We start from the raw sequence: 20,983 nt of genomic DNA on the forward strand, positions 1-20,983 counted from the left end.
TATGTCCTTTATGGTGATATTTTTTGTAATTTACTACTTTCGTAAGGAAAGCCAATTTTAGCTAAAAAATTGATATTAGTGTCATTTTTTTTATACAAATCATTTTTAATAACATATTCCATAATGGTATTACTTGCTGCAATTTGAGTTATATTTTTAAAAATTAATTTTTTATTTTTTATATAATCTATAATGACTTTAGAATTTTTTAAATTTCTAACTACTATATGATTAATATTTTCAAAATAATATTGAAATTTTTTATCTTTAAATGCTTGTTTTAGATTATTTTCCGTTGCGTTTTCTAGAACAAGATTTATTATGCTTTCTTGATCATTATCATCTAACTTATCCAACAAGTCCCAAAGTTTTGTATCGCTATATAATAAATAATTAATACTCTTAGCATTAGAAAAGTTTAAACTCATCCAGTTACAAATACATAATATAAATTCTACTGAATATTCATAGTTTTTATCTAGCTGAGCTAATATTTTAGCAAGTTTAGAAGGGTTATTTCTCTCTACATAATATGCAAAAATACGATAATTTAAAATATTTTCTGATAAAAAATCTTCATCGCTCAAGCAATTTACAAAATTATTATCAACACATATATCAAAGATATTTGGGTTTTTATCGCCCTTGTTTTTTAAATTTAATATAAATTCTTTTTCTTGAAAGCCTAATCTACTCATATCATAAGCAGTTATATATGATAAAGAATGTTCGTTTATAAAACCTAAGTATAAAAATCTTTTCATTAAGTCATCACAATCAAACGTAATATTAATTTTTTTTAATATCAATTCTGATTTTATTTTTTTACTTGCTAGCTTATATAGTTCAGAAAAACTATATTTAACTATATTGTTTTTAATGTAATTAAGATTTTCAATCTGCTTTTGTAGCTCTTTATTTAATAATTCTATTGCTTTAATCCTAGAGTTTATAAAATCTTTATGTTCTAACAAATCTAGTTTGTACGATGAATACTTATCTTTAAATACTAAATAGTTTTTAGATAACAACTCTACCGCAACCTGATGAGACAAACTATTAATATAATAATCCATATCATCAATAAAAAAACTATCGCTATCATCTAAAATAATGATTTCAAAACATTCGTTTAATATATCTATTATAATATCCCTTAAGTCTATTTTGGATTTTTCTTCTAACCTATATAATTCATCTTCAATCAAGTATTTATATATTGTTTTATCATTCAAAACTTTATAAACTTCACCTGAATTATGACAAAATTCTGAAAAATCTTTAGGTTCTAAATACTTATAAACAACCAATGCTAAAAGCTCTATATTATTTCTCACATTAACATCATTTAAGTCTAATTTTTTCTTGAAAATAATGTATTCATTAAATATATTTTTTAAAGCTCTCATATCTTTTATATATGAAGATAAGCGTAAGATAAAATCTTCATCAGCTATATCTTTAAATAGTTTTTTAAATTCTATTGCAAAGTTTTTACCATTTAAATATGGAGTAATAGGAATAATAAGCTCAAAGAATTTAACCCTTTCACTAGTATCTGATAACATATCATCTTTTACAGCATATAAAAAAGTGATTTTTTGACTTATTTGCTCTGAATTATTTAAGATATTGTTTAGTTCTTTAAGTCTTGTAAAAATCTCTATATTTTCAAATCTGTCTAAATCTTCAAAAACTACTATTTCATATTTTGTAACATAAAAATAATATATCAATTCATCAAAATAATTGTTTAATAATGGAGCTTTTTCGTTAGCTGATATTTCTATGGAATTTATACTAATTTTACTAATCCTAAATCTATTTAAATATCCAAAACATTTAAAAACCAAAAAAGCTAAAAAACACAAGCTATAAGATAATAAAAATAAATCTAAAATATTGTTTTTAGCATAATCAATAAATAATACCAAAAATTCATTGGTATTACTAAATGCAAAAATATCCCAAAAATCACTAGATTTGTATAATAAAAAAGAACATGACAAAAAAACAATCAATGAAACAGAAAAAATGCTAAGCTTTAAATTGCTTTGAGGCTGTATTCTTTTAAAGTTTGAGTATTTAAAAAATTTACTTTTAGATTTATAAAATATCTGTTCTAAAATGCTTTTTTCTATTGATTTAATATCAATCGATTTTTTATCAATATCCCCAAAGCAAGCTAAAGAAATTTTGATGGTTTTATCTTCTTTTTTACTTTGTTTTAGAAAAGTATTTATAAAACTACTTTTTCCACTTCCATACTCGCCTAAAATTCCAATATTTTTTACATTCTCATCTTTTAAAGCATTTTCTAAAATCTCTTTTTCTCCATCAATATTGGCATTACTTATTGGGGACAAGGCTTGAATTTTTATATCTTTAACCATTTAATATCTCCTTTAAAATTATTGTTTTTATGGTTTCTTCTTTTGTGATTAGCTCATTTAGAATTTGTTTGCGTTCGTTGATAGTTTTAAAAATATTGGCAAATTTATTTTGCCTATCTATCTCAATATATGGAATTTTTATACTTTTTATATCTTTTACATTTAAGAGCCTTAATGCTTGACCTTCTGCTAGGTTTTCTAGTCTTGAATGATTGATTATTTCAGCTACAAAATATGGGTTAAAGGCTTTTATATCCTTTAAAGTGATTTTTAACATGTGTGATGAGATCAAAAATTCATTTTGGTTTATTACATGTGCTTTTAGCGGGAGCCTTAATCTTATAACAATATCATTTTCTCTTACCAAATAATGATTTTCTAGACTTTGTGTAGCGTAAAATTCATCTATAAATTCATCTTTTATATAATCTTCATCAAATGCTTTTAGGCTTAATAATCTATATGAAAACGGTGTTTTTTCTTGGGATTTTCTTCTTGTTAGAACTAAACCCATGTTTAAATCTGCAATGTCTTCTAGTAAAACTTGTTTCAATAAATCTCCTTTCGTCCCTTAGCTAAGGAAAAATAAATTTAAAAAAATAATAGTAAATTTTTTAGCTTATGTCAAATTTACTTAACTAAGGGACAAAATTATTAATAAACAAATAGGATTATTTTTTGCGACTTTTGTCTAGGATAAGTTAGTAAAATTATAAACTAAAAGTTAATTTTAAATATTTACTTGGTTCTTTTTAATGTTTTATTGCCTTGTTCTTAAGTAAGTTAAATTATTAAATATGTTTTTAACTTAAATAAGCTAAATTAAAACATATTTAATTTAAAAATATTAATATACTCATTTAAACATTCCAAAGCAAAGGAGTCACAAATGAATAGTGTTAGCACTATTGAAGAGCTAAAAGCACAAAATCCAAAATTTGATTTGGCGCTAGGCGTAAGACTCATAAATAGTGGAGATATTATAGGTGGGGGATATCAAGTAATATTCGCAAGTGAACTAGAAATATCAACGAGTTCAAACATTAGCTATGAAGATGCCGAACAATCCCTTAAGAAAATGGTTAGTATTATGGGTTTTAATGCTATCATCAATATAGTAAGATCTCAACATACTAAGAGTATGAATGCTAGTGAGACAGCACAAACTCATACAAGTTATAATCGCAACATAATAACTAATAATTTATCTTCATCAATATCTACAACAAATACAAGTTCAACAATTACGGTCAATAATGTATTTAAACTAAAAGGTACTGTGGCATTAATAGGTAGAGAAAATCAAGCAAACGGAGTAGAAATTGATTATGAAAGATTAAAGCAAAATTGTATAAATTTCTACGAATGTATAGAATTTTTAAGATATGTTTACAAATCTAATCAAGAGCTAAAAACAATACACCAAGAAAGTAAAAATTATCCAATCAATTTAACAATTATTCTTATTATCTCATTGATATTTGCGTGTAATTCAAGTCTAATTACAGGAGCTATAATTTTCGTAGTATATTTCATAATATCATGGCGTTATTATGAAAGCACAATTACTAAAGAAAATAATACATATAAAGATTTAGCATCAATAGAACCTAATCTAAAAACTTTGGTGAATAAATACGGCGAAGTTATTTTTGATATTTATCAATTATCACCATATATTACCTTAAAACATGTAGGAGAATAAAATGGATTTAATAACATCACTAGAAAATACAGAAAAGAATTTAAATAAAGCTGGAAAATATTGTGTAGCTTTTGATTTGATGGCTAATACAAGAAAAAATGTATCAGAAAATGAGTTAAAAAATAATATCAGCAAAAACATGGCATTTATACTATTTAAAGCAACCCCTGCTGCATTTTTTATATTTATACTATTTAAAATATTTAATTAAGTCTAAAGCCCTAAAATTAGGGCTTTACTTAAAGTTTTTACAATCATTTCTTTAATATTTTTGAAGCTTTACATATTTTTAATTTTATTTTATTAATTTGTATTATTATTAGCTTGATTTTTTACTAGGAATTTATTTCGTGTATTTTAAAAGAATTTAAATCCGTAATTTCGTTTGTTTACAACTTTAAAACCTATTAAACATACAAAAATATTTAATTAAATAATATTTAGTTTTAATTAAGATATTTATAACTAAATTATATGTTATTGTTTGCTAATATTTACAATAAATATGCGATTTAAGGATGGGCATGAAATTTAAATTAATATCTCAAACAAGTGAGAAAATTATTTTACAATACTCTTTAAATGGGGTTGATTTATTAGAATACAAAGACACTATTAAGACTAAAAAATACTTAGGTTTAATAGGAATCAAATATGAAAATGAAATTAATTTTAGCGATATTATCCCAAATGATAATGACTTTACATTACTCTTAACACAATGTGAATTTAAAGATAATGTTAGCTTTGATAATATAAATATAAAAAGCTTAGCAATCACACAAAGTAATTTTAATACTATTAAAATCAATGATTTTAAAGGAGAATTTATAGCGAATGAATGCTGTATAGATAGCAAGTTGTCGTTGATAAATTCAGATATTAATAATTTTGATGTTTATGATATAAAGGTTAAAAATAAATTAGAAATAGATGAATCTAATATCAATAATTTTACTTTGAAAAGCTCTAGGATAGAACAAGATTTTATTCTAACAAATTCAAATATAAAAGGTTGCATTAATTTAGATAAAACAACTTTTTTAAAGCCTGAATTAGCTATTATAGATTTTAATGGTATTTTAAACTACACTAAAGATGATATGCTTACGCTAATAAATAACAACCAAATAACACAAGAAGAACTATATCATACAATAATAAAACTAGATAATATAGCTAAAGCTTGTAACGATAGTTTTTATGCTAATAAAATTCATAAAGCTGTTAAATTAATTAAATGTATTATGAGTGAAAATGATATAAAAGCTCAAATTATAGAAGCTAAAGAGATTGCACAAAAAGATAAAAATAAGGGGATACTTAAAAATCTTCAAATTTGGGGGCTTGTTGTTTTAAACTCAAAAAATTATATTGATGAATTTTTAAGTGATTTTAATACCAACTTTGCTAAGAATTTAAATGTTATAGTTGGCTTAATAGTTGTTTTTGAGATTTTAAATTTATTTGCATATATTTTTATTAATTTTAATATTGCCAATGGTTTAATTTATATTAATAGCTTATTATTAAGTAATCTAGGCTGTATAATATTATCTATTGCATTACTATTAATAACAAATAAAAAATTAAAAATAAATGAAAACAAAACTTTTACATTGACTATGACAATAATTATTGTGTTTTGTACTATAATTAATATATTTTATTTTCCTTTATTTTTACTAACTTTGTTTATCATTTTATCAGTCATTTATTTAGCAATATCAAGGTTCAAAAAGAATATTTATTTTATTTATATAGTTGCAGCATTTTTATTGGCTACAAGTCCTACTCCACTGATAAATATTTTTCAACTAGACTTTTTGCCAAAATATACACAAAAAGCTTTAAATGAAATAAAACAAGATAAACTAAAAAAGATTGTAGATACAGCTTTTGCAAAAAGTGAAAAAACTAAAGATAATATTAACCAAATTTATAATGGTGCAAGAGACTTTTTTATTAAACCACCAAAGCATATAAATGATTACAAAGAATATATCCTAAACAATAAATATAAAATTCTCGTATTTGGTAATGAAATACAAAAAAAAGATAGAGATGAATATTATTATAAATTATTTAAATCTTTATATATAGATATTCAGCTTTCTTTGACTTATTGTATTTTATATATTTTATTGCTTGTTAGTTTTATTTCGCTTGGTAAAACTTGGAAAAGAAATTGATATAAGAAGGATAAATCATAATAATAAATTCTAACGTTTAAATAAATTATATTTAAACTTTTTAGAATTTATTTCTTATATTTTCAAAGAATTTGAAATAGGAATTTCAAATAATAATTTAAACTAAACCACTAAAAAATATAAAATAAAAAGTTTTGTTAATCACATCTATAAATCTTTATAAATTCTATATCTAAATAATGTATTTAGGGTTTAAATTCAATAGAATTTAAACCCCTTTTCTTAAAATTTAATTATAAATGAAAGTACTAAAAGTAAGCCTAATGCAATAAGTTGAGATGGTCTTTGAAACCTATTAGCATCTTTTAAATTAGAACCTTCCACAATAGGTATAACAGTAGATAATGCTGCAATAGGACCACCTGTTAAAAAATACTGCGCAATTGATGCACCGCCAGCAGCAACTAAAGCAAGTGCGAAAGTATAAGGACAACTACTCATAGTAGCTTGCAAAAATGGTAAAACTATAGCCGAGCTTGCACCATAACTTTGTGTAATAAATCCAGCTACAACAGCTACTACAAACATTGCTTGAACAGGGGCGATTTTTAAAATAGGTTCAAAAACATCTGCAATAATTTTTGCTAATCCTATTTCTTTAATAGTAGCACTCATAAACAAAAATGTTATAGTTGCAACAAGTGGGATTGCGATTTTACCAACGCCATCTATCATTTGTTTTTCAGCACTAAAAATATTCATTTTTGCTAAAATAATAGTCAAAACACTAGCAAAAACACCGAGTAAAAATATAGGATAGCCAAAAATAAAGCCAGCAAAAAGTGCTATAAAAGGTAAAAATACCACGAAAGTATTATATTTACTTTTCTGTTCTTCTAGTTCTTTAATAGCTTGATTTAATTTATCTTTATCTATGCTAATAGAATATTTTTTTCTATAAATTTTAGACCTAATAGCAGAACAAATAATCAAAAACACGGCAATTGCAATACCAAAAATATTTATAAGACCAAATCCAATGTTAGTAGCTCCAATAATAGCAACCTGTGTTGGGTGAGTAAAGCCACCAAAATTGCCTAAATGTCCTGCGTGAGCGTGAATAGCTGCTGAATGATTTGGATTCATTCCTAATAAAACCGATGGCTTTGCAGTTACAACTGCAGTTACAGATGGTTGAGTAAAACCTGTAAGCATTCCAATTACACCTGCACCAATAGCACTAGCTGCTGCAATTCCTTCTCCGCCACCAATTTTTCTACCAATTTTAATAATTAATTTTATAATATCATCCATAAAACCGCTTGCTTGCATAGTTCCTATAAACATTAAAATACCAGTCATATCTAAAATCACAGGATTAAGTCCTGATAATAATAATTTGTTTAAAGTAAGTTCTCTTATATCAAGCATAGCAACTAAAACACTAATTGTAGTGCCAATAAGTGCTGTTAAATAAAGCGGTGTTTTTCCAATTACCATCAAAATTAGCGTAATGCTCATAATAATTTGAGCAACAATAATATAATTCATAATCCATCCTTTATGTGTTATCTCAACTACAAATAATAAAATTAAAAATATTTATAGTAATTTTCAAATTCTTTTTTGATTTCATTATTTGAAAAACCATTAGATAAAAGCATTGTTAAAAACAATCTTGCTTTTAAACTATCAAAAAAACTCCCCATAATAAAGCCACTTTTTTGCATATCCATCTCGCTTCCTTCATAAGCATATGTTTTATAAGCACTCATTCCACTTCCTGTACGAGTTGTGATAATGCAAGGGATTTTTAAATTTAATTCTTTTAATTTTCTAGCCGCAGTAAACGATACATGTCCTGCTCCAAAACCATCAATTACCAAACCATCAAAACCTGATAAATTATTTAAAAACATACTATCACCATCAAGGCAAGTAGGGATTATTGCTACATTTTTATTTAAACTATTAGGCGTTTTATAAATCTTATTTTTATAAATTGGACTTATATAAATTACATCTTTTTCATAAATATGACCTATATTTCCACCATTAATAGATACAAAAGTTTCAAGTGCAAAAGAATTGCTTTTGTGTATAAATCTAGGCTGATAAATAGTATGATTAAACACACAAAGAACCCCACGATTTAAGGAATTTGTATTGCTTGCCACTAAAATTGCTTGATATAAATTACTAGCCCCATCAGCTCCTATTTCACTAGGATTTTTCATAGCACCAGTAATTACTAAAGGAGCTGCTTCATCCCAAAATAAACTAAGCAAAAATGCACTTTCTTCAAGAGTGTCAGTTCCTTGAGTAACAACAACTCCAGTTGAGCCATTTTTAATCTCTTCTTTTGCTGTTTTTAACACTTCTAATAAATTATCATAATTTAAAGATGGGCTAGGAAGAGATAAAATCGTTTTTGCTTCTATTTTTATATCTTCGCTTAACCCTATGCTTTCAACCAACATTTTTGCATCTAATTTAGGATTTACCCCACCACTACTATCTTTTAGCATACAAATAGTTCCGCCAATACCTAATACACTTATTTTCATAAATACCCCCTAAAATAAAATGTATAAGTATTATAAAAATATAGCTTTAAATAAAGCATAATTTAGCCTTATAATATGTCAAATAATTGCTCTAATTTCTAAGATTATAAATTAATCAAAAACTTTTTATTTTTTAGTTTAAATTAATTATAAGATTTAATAATTTGAAAATCTTTTTGAGTGTTTTGAAGTATCATTTTCTATCTTAAAATAAACAAACATAATAATCATATCAGTTACATTGCTAACATTCCAGCTGCTTATACCACTAAAGTTTTTTTGTATATTTAAAAAGTGTGCCAATATCAGTAATAGCACTTGTATCTATATCACCTAAGCTTATGCTCAAATCATTTACTAATACTTGTAGTTCTTCTTTTGTTTTAGTGTTGTATTTAATATAGATTATTTTGTAAAATTTTTTCATTCGTATACCTAATAATATAGTCTAAATGTATGGATTATATCTTGCTTATCTTAAGGCTATAATTAATACAAAGGTTAAATCTTGATAATTTTCTTATGGAATTTAAAACAAGAATTTCAATTTATTGCTAAGCAAAATTTTTTAATTTATATATTCGCTGCTTTTTATTAGTGGTATATAAATTTCCTTGATAAATACCAAAACAACCATATATAAAATAGCTACTTTTATTGATTTACTAAAATTACAATTATTAAATTCTTATCACAAAATAACACCTAAAACTATTTTGTAATTTTCATACTATTCTTCAATATTTAAATACTCTATTAAATCCTTATAATTATTTAAATAATATTCAGCACTTGCTCTTGGCTCACTTGAACTTATAAAAACTTTTTTAATAGTTTTATTTTTAAGCATTTTTTCATTCTCATTAACAAAAACAGCACAATCACCTAAAAATTTCCTTAGCAAATCTTGACCTATTTGGCTTTTGTGATTTTTGCACTGAATTAATACACACTCATTTTCTTTATAACAAACCAAATCTATCCCGCCATCGTTTTTACCATTTATAAAGCCGTGTGGAAAGACCTTGTAGCCTTGCTCTTCGTAATACTTTTTAATTTTTAATTCATATAATCTGCCCTTTTTTTCATTTTCGCTTTCTGCTTTGTAGATTATAGATTTTGTTATTTTGTGGTAATTTGGCATTTTACTGCTTAAAATTTCACTAAATTTATACTTATTAACAACTTTCAAAATCGCTTCGTCAAGCTCTTTTTCATAAGCCTTTAAAATATCTTCATAGTTAGAATTTAATTCTTCTTGTTTTTTAAATTCTATGCTATTTTTGATAGCAAAATATCTTTTTTTAGCATTGTTATCACTCATTTTTGCTCCTTAATTTTCACAACTATTAAAAAATATTTGAAATTTAGAATAAATATTATTATAAATTAATATAATCACAAATCTTAAGGGGGAAATTATGAAAAAACTTATATTAATATTATTTTACCTTTCTACAATATTTGCAAATAGCGTCCCGCAAACTCCAGCCAACACAATACAAGATAAACATTTAATCATAAAAGCTCACGATAATAAAACTTTTTGTCTAGCTCCAAGACAAGTGCATGATAGGGTTATAATCGGTATGCTAGATTGCAAACAAGCAGTAGATACGAGATATGATTTATACAAAAGACTTGCTTTTAAATATAAAGACAATTGGCTATGTGCAAGTCTTAGCGATAGGTTTAAAAGCGGACAAACCGAACAAGATTTCTTTGAATTAAAGCCTTGTGTTTTAAACGATAAATCTCAATGGTTTAGCATAAAAGATACCTTTAGCTTGCCAGCTTACATTGATGTAGAAGTAAAAGAAAGCGAATATAATTTACTAGCTACAAAAAACAAAAATGCCAATAAAATAACCATAGATAATGATGAAATGAAGCAGTGGCTACAAGCAGTTCCACCACCTATTAATTACGCTCTTAAAACTTCTATATATTTTCGTTCAAAATCAAATAATAAATTAGAACTATTTTATATTACAAAAAATGGGGCTTCAAAAACACCATTTAATTTTTATTACGATATTACAAGTGGTAAAATAGCTCTTTTTAACCCTAGCAGTGGGACTTTTGAGTGCCTTGAAACTAATCTTAGCAATCAAGACGCTAGTTTTTTAAAGTTTTCTAAATGTAATTTTTACGGATTTGAAAATAGATTTTATTGGAATTTAAATTTATTTGAAAATTCTTATATATTAGATATTAATAAAAATATTTTAGATGTTTCAAGGGGCAGTGAATTAGGAAAATTATTTATAAGTGATATAAATTATTATAAAACCCATTTATCTCCTAGTGTTTTATTAGATGGTAAATTATCATTTGACTTTAGCGTTTATGAATTAAGGAATTTTAACGCAAGAAATTTAGGACTTTTCTCTAGCCATTGTGGTGCAGAAAGAAGAACAAAACGAGAAGTTATATCAAATAGTTTAGCTAATTTTGACCCTTTACAAGCAAATTGGAAAGCACGATTATTAAGCATTGCAAGGACTACTGATAGCAGCACTGATGCTAGTGGGATTTGCGGAATTTGTATGCTACATACTTATGAAATAGTTTCTTTACTAACTCAAATATATCCACATAATCCTATATTAAATTATAGTTCTACTGGATATTTATTTGATTATATGGACAATGTATCTCCATTTACTACATTTGCTAGAAGAAACCCTGCGATGTATAATTTAATGGGTGAAGCACTTGAGTTATGGGGACAACAATTGGCTTTAGGTGAAGGACTATATTCAAGGGGTATTAGGGCGATTTGGGCTTTAACTAGCAGTATTTTGCCAAGACAAGAATGGAGCCTTAGCACTATCACAACTCAAGATAATTTAAGATCTCAATTAAGGGGTATTTTAAATTCTCCTGCTGGTTCTTTATATATTGCATTAATGAGTTTAGATAACGGCAGAGCACACGCAGTTCCTATCATCATTACAAACAACGGAGCAGTAGTAATCCCAACAAATGCTCAAAACATAAGCGAAGAAGATTTTACAAGCTTTATAGCACCTACACAAGACGAGCGTACTTTATTAAGAAACCTATCTGCTAATAATAGATACAACATACAAGCCATTAGCTTAATTGGTTTAGCTGGTAATAGAGATAATATATTTGAAGAATATTTAAATCAATTTGATTGCACTGGTGGTGGTGATTTTAGACGAGGAAATGGACATATACTAAATCCTAATCACGCTGATACTTGTGATAATGATAGATGTGATTTGATGGAGATTGAGCATAATTTTTAAGAATTTAAATCGCTAATTTTTGGCGATTTAAATCAAAATATTTTAGCTCTTTTATTATAAATTAATTGCTAAGAATTTAATCCTTAAATAACAACTCTACAACCTTTGCAATAATTGCTAAAAAAATTAAGAATATAAAAACTACAAGTAAAAGTCTAAAAACACCTAAGCCAAAAAATAAAAGTAAAGCCAAGATAAATAAAAGTCCTAAAATCCACATATAAACTCCTTTTTAATTTCGTATATCTTAGCAAAAGTAAAGTCCTGATTATGTCTATATAAAAAGATTTTAATAAATTTAAAATATAAATTTTGATTTATAACTTTACAATTATTCTTTAAAATGTAGCGAAATTTTTGGAATTTGAAAAAGGAATTTCATTTGAAACTCCCATTTGAAATTCTTAGACTTCTTCGTTTTCTTCACAAAATTTCTTATAAAACTCCGGCAAGTGTTCTAAACTCTCACAATATTCAAACATACCACTCATATTTTCAACTTTTGAAGTATCAAAATTTAAAGTTTGATTAAAACTTTTACAACCATAAAGCATACCTTCCATATTAATTACTTTTGAAGTATCAAGCTCTAAAGGCTGATTGAAATTTTCACAACAATAAAACATATTTTGCATATTTGTTACTTTTGAAGTATCAAAATTTAAAGATTGATTAAAATACTTACAAGCAGAAAACATCTGGAACATATTAGTTACATTGCTAGTATCCCAAGTATTGATACCGCTAAAGTCTTTTCTTAAACTACCATTAAAAAGCATACTCATATCAGTAATCAAACTCGTATCAACATCACTAAGACTAATTACATTAGAATAAACTAATTTTTTTAATTCTTTCTTATCTTTAGGTCTATATTTGCCATTAATCTTTTCAAAATAGTCATTTTCTAAAAGAAGCTTCATAGCAGGTTCGCAGTCATAAAAATATTCATACAAATCGTCCAAGTCAAAATCTTTAAAAGAACTTGAATTCATTTCATAGCAACCTTTAAATACACTATCTGTATCATCTAAATGTCTTATATCAAAATCAAACACTTGATTTAATTTTTCGCAACTCTCAAACATACAATACATAGATTTGACTTTTTTAGTATCAAAGGCTAAAGGCTGATTGAAATTTATACAACCTTCAAACATACTGATCATACTAGTTACATTGCTAGTATCAAAATTCAAAGGCTGATTAAAATTAATGCATTTATCAAATATATGGCTCATATCAGTTACATTGCTAGTATCCCAAGTATTTATCCCGCTAAAGTCCTTTCTAGTGCTATTTTCAAATAATCCACTCATATCAGTAATTAAACTAGTATCGACACTATCTAAGCTAACCCCATCCTTATAAACTAAGGCTTTTAATTCATATTTATTTATTGGTTGATACTTGCCATCTACTTTTTTTATCCAATTACTATCTTGTATTAATTCTAATATCCCGTCTAAATCATAACAAGCTTTTAATATTAAATCTTTATTCTTAATACAATTTTTAAAATCAAATTTCTCACAACCATCAAACATATTGTTTATATAAACAACATTTGAAGTATCAAAATTTAGTGATTGATTGAAATTTTTACAATCCCTAAACATACCACTCATTTCAATTACCATAGAAGTATCAAAAAATTTCAAAGGTTGATTGAAGTTTTCGCAATAAGCAAACATACCGCTCATATCAGTTACATGCATCGTATTAAAATTCAAAGGTTGATTGAAATTTTTACAATCCCTAAACATACCACTCATTCTAATTACCATAAAAGTATTAAAATTCAAAGGTTGATTGAAGTTTTCGCAATAAGCAAACATACCGCTCATATCAGTTACATTTCCCGTTTCAAAATTTAAAGGCTGATTGAAGTTTACACACCTAAAAAACATATAACCCATATCAGTTACATTACTAGTATCCCACTCATTTATCCCGCTAAAGTCTTTTCTAGTGCTATTTTTAAATAATCTTCTCATATTAGTAATCAAACTCGTATCAATATCACCTAAATAAACACTCTCATCTCTTACTAACTCTTTTAATTCTTTTTTTGTTGTTGGTTTATATTTTTTCATAAAATCTCCTTTAGTTTCGTAAAATCTATATTAAATGCGTTTAACTCTAAATAATTTAAAAGTCATATTTCAAATTCTTAGACTTATTTTTATTTTTTACCAAAATTCTTGTAAAACTCTGGCAAGTGTTCTAAACTCTCACAACCTTCAAACATATTGTCTATATAAACAACATTTTTTGTAGTAAAATTTAAAATCTGATTAAAGCTTTTACAATCAAAAAACATATTGCTCATATTAACTACATCACATGTATAAAATTGCAATAATTGGTTAAATTTTATACAACTATAAAACATATCACCCATATTGGTTACATTTGAAGTATCAAGGTTTAAAGGTTGATTGAAATTTTCACAATAAGAAAACATATTAGCCATGTTGATTACTTTTGAAGTATCAAGGTTTAAAGGTTGATTTAGTTTTTTACATTTATTAAACATAAAACTCATATCAGTTACATTTCTTGTATCAAAATCTAAAGACTGATTGAAGTTTATACAACCTTCAAACATACTTTTCATATTTTCTACTTTTCTTGTATCAAAATTTAATGGTTGATTAAAATTTTTGCAATCTCTAAACATTTCACTCATATCGACTACATTTCTTGTATCAAAGTTTAAAGGTTGATTGAAGTTTATACAACCATAAAACATATCTCTCATATTAATTACATTTCTCGTATCAAAATTTAAAGGCTGATTGAAGTTTATACAACCTTCAAACATACTTTTCATATTTTCTACTTTTCTTGTATCAAAATTTAATGGTTGATTAAAATTTTTGCAATCTCTAAACATTTCACTCATATCGACTACATTTCTTGTATCAAAGTTTAAAGGTTGATTGAAGTTTATACAACCATAAAACATATCTCTCATATTAATTACATTTCTCGTATCAAAATTTAAAGGCTGATTGAAGTTTATACAACCTTCAAACATACTTTTCATATTTTCTACTTTTCTTGTATCAAAATTTAAAAGTTGATTAAAATTTTCACATTGAAAAAACATATTTTCCATACTAGTTACTTTTGAAGTATCAAAATTTAAAAATTGATTAAAATTTTTGCAGTCTCTAAACATTTCATCCATATAAGTTACATTGCTAGTATCCCATTCATTTATACCGCTAAAATCTTTTCTAACACACCAATAAAAAAGCCCACTCATATCAGTAATCAAGCTCGTATCAATATCACCTAGATAAACACTCTCATCTCTTACTAATTCGAATAATTCTATTCTTGTTCTTGGTTTATATTTTTTCATTATTTTCCTTTATATTAATAAAATAAATTTCTAATTTATTCCTTTTAGTTTTGCTAGTAATATTTCAAATTTATTTGCCTTTGAATGCTCCCAATTAAAACTTGCTTTGCATTTAGGACACTTAATTGGTGCTAAATCATTTTCTGCAAAACAATCACTACTATAAATCCTAACTACGCTATATCCACAACTTTTGCAAGTATATTTACTAGGCTTTGGCGGTATTGGCATAATCTCTCCTTTTTAAGAATTTGAAAGTCATATTTCAAATTCTTTGATTTAAATTATTGTTTAGACTGCATAATAACTGCTTTAATATCTTCAACAAGCTTTTTTTCTCCGCTAAATTTTTCTTTAGAATTACTTGAAAGCTTGTTTAAATAATTTAATACCGATTCAACACCCCTAGCAATATCTGTGAGTCCTAGAAATTTTACAATAGAAGAATCGCTTAAATTTATATCTACGCTGGTAGTATTATTGTTTTGATTTATATTTGCATTTAACGGTATTTTTAAACTATTAAAATATTTTTTAAAGCTTTCTTTAGCATCATTATTTGTAAACATATTTGCAAAACTATCCCATAAGCCATATTCTTTAAAATGTAAAGTATCTTTTAATGCCTTTGTGTTTAAAGACTTACTTAGTGTTTGTTTAAGACCAAAAGTATCACTTAAAACATTGCAAAATGTAAAAATCTCATCAAGCTTTATAGAATACTCATTGGTCATATTGTTTTGCAATTTCTCTATTTCATCAATGATTTGAGACCTTACTTTTTCAAATTCTGCTTTTACTTCTGCCCTTGTAGTATCTAAAAAGCTAAAAAGTCTTGAAAAAAAGCCAATATTACTATCAATTGTTTTATTTAATCGTTCTTCATAATTATCTAAAGTTTTATTATAAGACACTACATATTTATGAGCAAAATCATAAGCAAATACAGTAGCTAAGTTTTCAAAAATCAAATCAATAACACCATTTATTACTTCTTCTTTGCCATATTTTTGAGTTTTTTGTCCGCCTCTTTTTTCTACTTCAATAGAACATACTTTATATAATCTTGTATCTTTTCCAAGCTCTTTTTTAATATGCTCTTCATATTCGTTAAATTCTTCAACACTTTTAATACTATCACAACCTGTGATGATAAAGTGAATATTAAATTTTAAAAGCTCTTTTAGTTGTTTAATTAATTCTATTTCTTGCTCTTCAATTCTTTTTGTATTGTATTTCAGACAATAAAAAACAACATGAAAAAACTCAGCTACATTATCGCTACTATTTTTGCTTTGTATATACGATTTAATATTTTTAATAATACTTTCAAAATCATCTTTATTTGATTCAAGCCCTTTACTATCAGTGACAATAAGCTTTAGCTTATCGTCAACTATTTTTTCATATTCTTTAAATTCTTGTGTAATAGGCTTACCAATACCAGTAGGCGCTTTAGCTTCATCTAAAAGATAATTTATAAAAGAACTTTTACCATTACCAGTCTTACCAATAACCAATACTCTAGCTTCTTGATATTTCATATTTACTCCTTTATTGGTTTTGTATTTTTAACTTTATTTTTAATATCACTCCAACTCGTAGTATCTACATAATGCTTGATAGTGTTTAAAATTTCATCTACTGCTTCTTCTTGTGGTAAATTTCCAGCTAAAATATTTTTATATTGAGCTTTACAATATTTTGAATAGCCATAACCCATTCCATAAGTGATAACACCTGCTACACTAGCATTTATTGCACCACCTAAAATAGTGCCTGCACCAGGAATTAATTTAATTAAATTTCCTGCTAAAGCTTTCCCTAAATTACTCGCTAATGTTTCTGCAGCTAAACTTTTTAAAGTTGTTTTTGATATATCAACCCCATATATGCGCCCGATATGCACTAACATTGCCACCTGAGTAGGAGTAATTATCATAGTATCGCTCATAAAAGGTATAGGATTAGCTCCTGCAACAACACAACCTGCTGTATATCCAAGTATAATTTTTTCAGCTTCTACTTCTTTTAACCCAAGAGCTCTTTCCTGAGACGCCACAAAAGCCTTTCGTATATCATCATCTGCAATGCAATTGGCGCTATCCTTTAATAAATCATTTATATCTGTATCGTTATCAGGTAGCTTTGTGCTAACTGCATATATTTTTGTATTTAAGATTTTCTCATATTCTTTTTGAATACTTAAATTAGCATCATCTTCATCACATTGTGTCATTACTACAAAAATATTTTTATAGTTTTTCTTTAATAGTTTTACGATATTTAAATCCATATCTTCCACTCTTGTCTTACTTGCAGATATACAATACCAAATTACATGAATATTTCCTTCGCAATTATTTATCTTGCCACTTTCAAGCTCATTTTGAAAATCTTTAACTTTATTTACAAAACTATCTGTTTCGCCTGCTAATTCATAGCCTTCTGAATCGATAATATTTATAGTTTTGTTAAAATCTTTTCCTAAAAATACCTTAAAACCTCTAGTTTGTGGTTTATGATTGCTAACATTTGCTACTTTAGAGCCAAAAACATGGTTTATTAGTGAGCTTTTGCCTGCACCTGTATGACCTAAAATCATAATATTTGCATATGAATTTGCCTTTTCAAACTTTGCTTTTTCTTCTACGATAATTTGTTCTATACTCATTTAAAACTCCTTAATTAAATTAATTTTATATTTTTTATCTACTTTAAATTTATCTTGTAAAGCATTGCAGACTTTTATATTCTCGTTGTGATATTTAGCCTTACTCATATACTTTTTAAGAAACCTTTCGTAATATTCATCAACCCTACAAACCATAGGACGATTTTCATAAATCCTGCATGTATTATCATCTGCTAGGTGCATACAAACACCATTTAAATTAAATTCTTCTAGTTCTTTTACTCCGTTAATACTTTTGCAGCATAAGCCACATGCAGTGCATGGAAAATTATCTAACATTGCTAAGTTCCTTTGAATGTAAATGAGAAGTTTTGAATAAAATTAATGAAGTTAAGTGATTTTAGTTTTTGTAAAATCCCCCCCCCATAAGAGAAAATATAGCTTTCATTTATTCTCCTTTCTTGTAATTTTTCGCATTATAGCATATGAGTTGTCAAAATTCTGTCCATATAAAAAATATTTAAAATATTATTAATAAAAATATTGATTTTAAAAGCTTAAACTAAAAACAAAATATAATACTAATTACTGCAAATAAAAAAATATTTTATCTTACTTTAACTATTTGTATTACATATTATTGTATTGACTATAATAAATTTCTAGGTTACAAAAATAAAAAGATGAATGTATTAAAATAAAATTATATAAATTAAAAAAGGGATTAATAAATATGAAAAATAAATTTCATATGAGCTTAGAATACAACATATGTTTAGCAAAAAGAAATATCGTAGATAATATCTATAAAAGTGCGAGACTTGAGGGAATTAATGTAACTTTTCCACAAGTAGAAGCCATTTATAACGGTGTAAATATAAGTAGCTTAAAGGTGGATGATATTATAACTATTAACAACCTTAAATACGCTTGGTCTGTTCTTTTTGATACTATAAATTATCCTGAAGTTGATTTTGCTTATATTTGTAAAATTAACAAGACTATAGGTGCAAATTTAATCTATCAATCAGGCTATATAAGAAAATTTGATGTAGCTATAGGTGGGACATCTTACAAACCTAAAATGCCACATAAGGAAGAAGTTATAGAAGAATTAAACGAAATACAAAAAATCACAAACGCCACACAAAGAGCAATAACATTAATGTTATATCTAATGAGAAGACAAATTTTTATTGACGGTAATAAAAGAACAGCTATTTTATGTGCTAATAGAATTTTGATTGAAAATGGAGCAGGTTTAGTAAATATACCTGTTGAGCTTATTAGCGAGTTTAAAGAAAAATTAATTAAATATTATGAAACAAATGAAATGAAAGATATTATGGATTTTACTTATAAAAATTGTATTGATGGATTTAATAGCGTAGAGCCTAGTATTGAAGAAAAGCTTGAGAGTGAAAAAAATGATGAAATGTTTAATCAATACATAGCAAAATCTTATAAAAATAAATTGTTTTAAAGAATATAAGCTTTATTTTAAAAGCTAATATTTATACTTTTAATCTATTTGCAAAATTACCTAATAATTAAATATATTGCTATTACGATAGGAGTAATTAATAGCTTTATGTTTTTATTGTTTTCTTTAAATTTAGCTAAATAATTTAAAATTCTTAATTAAGTGAGCTATAAAACAAATACTTGATTTAGCAGAGTAAAAAACACTTGCAAAAACACTACCCCCCCCCCAACACTAAAAACTCATATCCTAATTATGTTTTATATGTGTAATAAATACTTTTATATAATCAATAAATCTAATTAATTTAATTACTTAATAAACAGCTTAGTATTAACTTACTCTAAAGTATTTAATTAAGTTTAATTTTTATTACTTTAAATCACTAATTAAACTTAGCATAAAAATACTTTAGTATTAATTACTTATCTTCTAAAAACAATCTAAGCCCTAATTACTGCAACAGAATTTAAATCCAAATTTTATATAAGCTTAATTTTTAAATACTTCGTTTTACAGAAACTTCGTTTTACAGAAATTTTATTTAATATAAACTTTTCTATACATAAACCTAGTTTTAAAAACTTCTTTTACAGAAACTTCGTTTTACAGACATTTCGTTTTACAGACATTTCGTTTTTTAAAAACTTTGTTTTACATAAACTCTATTTAAATAAACCTAATTTTATAAACACCCCATTCACTACTAATATTGCTTATTAAAGATAAAGATTTGATAGCATAAATAAGAAATTTGCTACCAATAATATTACTTAATTAAAATTAGAAAAAAATAATATTAAATCGCAATCCTTTACTACCAATATTATTTTTCAACCACTCATATTACTTTCATGATTATATGCTTTTATATGAGATTATGGCTTACGTCTAAATATTATTATCATATTGCTTTAACTTTAGCCACCTAAAAAACAATTAATCACCTAAGCTTATTAAATACATAATTCTTTAAACATATAAAGCTAATTAAATTAAATAAGCATACTCATATAAATAGTTTAAACATATAACTTATAAATACTTCTAGCATATACTAAAACTACTTAAAGCAAATAAAAAACCTATATAAAAAGTAAGAGCTATATTGTATAAGTATCATTTAAAATATCTATTTTTATAATCTCATACTAAAAAACATAATTAAGCAAATTATTTAAAGTAAAGGTTTTAAAAAACCCAAACAAAGCTAAAAAAGAAAGCAACAATAAAAACTTACCTTTTAGCCCTATCCCGTTTCTACAATTAAAAAAATATAATAAAAAATTAAATCTAAAAATATGTATATAAAAATCAATTATTATTAAAAAGAAAGGAGTTAAAAAAGATTTTAACAAGTCCGCAACGAGCTACTTTCCCCATGCCAGTAAGGCGT

18 protein-coding genes are annotated in these 20,983 nt (G+C 25.5%); 5 read left to right on the forward strand and 13 right to left on the reverse strand.

Annotated features, from left to right (window positions below; genetic code table 11):
- Positions 1–8: 8 nt before the first annotated feature.
- Positions 9–2,393, reverse strand: a complete 2,385-nt coding sequence (locus tag KJR01_RS05550; protein ID WP_214117670.1) for a YobI family P-loop NTPase — start codon at positions 2,391–2,393, stop codon at positions 9–11.
- Complete coding sequence (locus tag KJR01_RS05555; RefSeq protein ID WP_214117671.1) at positions 2,386–2,946, reverse strand: restriction endonuclease subunit S; 561 nt, start codon at positions 2,944–2,946, stop codon at positions 2,386–2,388. Before KJR01_RS05555 ends, KJR01_RS05550 begins: the two co-directional genes overlap by 8 nt.
- A 336-nt stretch (positions 2,947–3,282) precedes the next feature.
- On the opposite strand from KJR01_RS05555, the gene KJR01_RS05560 reads away from it, so the two are divergent.
- From KJR01_RS05560 to KJR01_RS05570, 3 genes are all read left to right on the forward strand, one after another.
- Positions 3,283–4,098, forward strand: a complete 816-nt coding sequence (locus KJR01_RS05560; protein ID WP_214117672.1) for a hypothetical protein — start codon at positions 3,283–3,285, stop codon at positions 4,096–4,098.
- A gap of 1 nt (position 4,099) precedes the next feature.
- Positions 4,100–4,309, forward strand: a complete 210-nt coding sequence (locus KJR01_RS05565) for a hypothetical protein (protein ID WP_214117673.1) — start codon at positions 4,100–4,102, stop codon at positions 4,307–4,309.
- A 313-nt stretch (positions 4,310–4,622) separates the two neighbouring features.
- Complete coding sequence (locus KJR01_RS05570) at positions 4,623–6,290, forward strand: hypothetical protein (protein WP_214117674.1); 1,668 nt, start codon at positions 4,623–4,625, stop codon at positions 6,288–6,290.
- Between the two features lie 243 nt (positions 6,291–6,533).
- On the opposite strand, the gene KJR01_RS05575 is transcribed toward KJR01_RS05570, so the two are convergent.
- From KJR01_RS05575 to KJR01_RS05590, 4 genes are all read right to left on the reverse strand, one after another.
- Positions 6,534–7,802 (reverse strand): citrate transporter, encoded by a 1,269-nt coding sequence (locus tag KJR01_RS05575; RefSeq protein ID WP_214117675.1) that lies wholly within the window; start codon positions 7,800–7,802, stop codon positions 6,534–6,536.
- Between the two features lie 41 nt (positions 7,803–7,843).
- Complete coding sequence (locus tag KJR01_RS05580; RefSeq protein ID WP_214117676.1) at positions 7,844–8,818, reverse strand: asparaginase; 975 nt, start codon at positions 8,816–8,818, stop codon at positions 7,844–7,846.
- A gap of 268 nt (positions 8,819–9,086) precedes the next feature.
- The gene (locus KJR01_RS05585) at positions 9,087–9,245 is read right to left on the reverse strand and encodes a hypothetical protein (protein ID WP_214117677.1); all 159 of its coding nucleotides are present in this window, start codon (positions 9,243–9,245) and stop codon (positions 9,087–9,089) included.
- Positions 9,246–9,548: 303 nt separating this feature from the next.
- Complete coding sequence (locus KJR01_RS05590; protein WP_214117678.1) at positions 9,549–10,142, reverse strand: restriction endonuclease; 594 nt, start codon at positions 10,140–10,142, stop codon at positions 9,549–9,551.
- A gap of 97 nt (positions 10,143–10,239) precedes the next feature.
- On the opposite strand from KJR01_RS05590, the gene KJR01_RS05595 reads away from it, so the two are divergent.
- Entirely contained in the window at positions 10,240–12,096 is a 1,857-nt protein-coding gene (locus KJR01_RS05595) for a DUF1561 family protein (protein WP_214117679.1), read from the forward strand.
- A gap of 76 nt (positions 12,097–12,172) precedes the next feature.
- On the opposite strand, the gene KJR01_RS05600 is transcribed toward KJR01_RS05595, so the two are convergent.
- The 7 genes from KJR01_RS05600 to KJR01_RS05630 all read right to left on the reverse strand — a co-directional run bounded on the left by KJR01_RS05600 (position 12,173) and on the right by KJR01_RS05630 (position 18,443).
- Positions 12,173–12,316 carry a hypothetical protein gene (locus KJR01_RS05600; protein ID WP_214117680.1) on the reverse strand — a complete coding sequence of 48 codons (144 nt, stop codon included), beginning with the start codon at positions 12,314–12,316 and terminating at the stop codon, positions 12,173–12,175.
- A 184-nt stretch (positions 12,317–12,500) separates the two neighbouring features.
- Positions 12,501–14,192 (reverse strand): BspA family leucine-rich repeat surface protein, encoded by a 1,692-nt coding sequence (locus KJR01_RS05605; RefSeq protein ID WP_214117681.1) that lies wholly within the window; start codon positions 14,190–14,192, stop codon positions 12,501–12,503.
- Between the two features lie 89 nt (positions 14,193–14,281).
- Positions 14,282–15,469, reverse strand: coding sequence for a BspA family leucine-rich repeat surface protein (locus KJR01_RS05610; protein ID WP_214117682.1), 1,188 nt, complete (start codon positions 15,467–15,469; stop codon positions 14,282–14,284).
- Between the two features lie 30 nt (positions 15,470–15,499).
- Positions 15,500–15,700, reverse strand: a complete 201-nt coding sequence (locus KJR01_RS05615) for a hypothetical protein (RefSeq protein ID WP_214117683.1) — start codon at positions 15,698–15,700, stop codon at positions 15,500–15,502.
- A 53-nt stretch (positions 15,701–15,753) separates the two neighbouring features.
- Positions 15,754–17,013 (reverse strand): GTPase, encoded by a 1,260-nt coding sequence (locus KJR01_RS05620; RefSeq protein WP_214117684.1) that lies wholly within the window; start codon positions 17,011–17,013, stop codon positions 15,754–15,756.
- 2 nt (positions 17,014–17,015) lie between these two features.
- Positions 17,016–18,143: a GTPase gene (locus KJR01_RS05625; RefSeq protein ID WP_214117685.1), complete on the reverse strand. Its 1,128-nt coding sequence runs from the start codon at positions 18,141–18,143 to the stop codon at positions 17,016–17,018.
- Positions 18,144–18,443: a YkgJ family cysteine cluster protein gene (locus tag KJR01_RS05630; protein ID WP_214117686.1), complete on the reverse strand. Its 300-nt coding sequence runs from the start codon at positions 18,441–18,443 to the stop codon at positions 18,144–18,146. It abuts the gene before it with no gap.
- Positions 18,444–18,837: 394 nt separating this feature from the next.
- Between KJR01_RS05630 and KJR01_RS05635 the strand changes: the two genes are divergently transcribed.
- Positions 18,838–19,587: a Fic family protein gene (locus KJR01_RS05635; protein WP_214117687.1), complete on the forward strand. Its 750-nt coding sequence runs from the start codon at positions 18,838–18,840 to the stop codon at positions 19,585–19,587.
- Positions 19,588–20,983 lie beyond the last annotated feature (1,396 nt).

Origin of the sequence: Campylobacter sp. 2018MI10 (assembly GCF_018501175.1) — a bacterium.
Classification (GTDB): Bacteria; Campylobacterota; Campylobacteria; order Campylobacterales; family Campylobacteraceae; genus Campylobacter_E.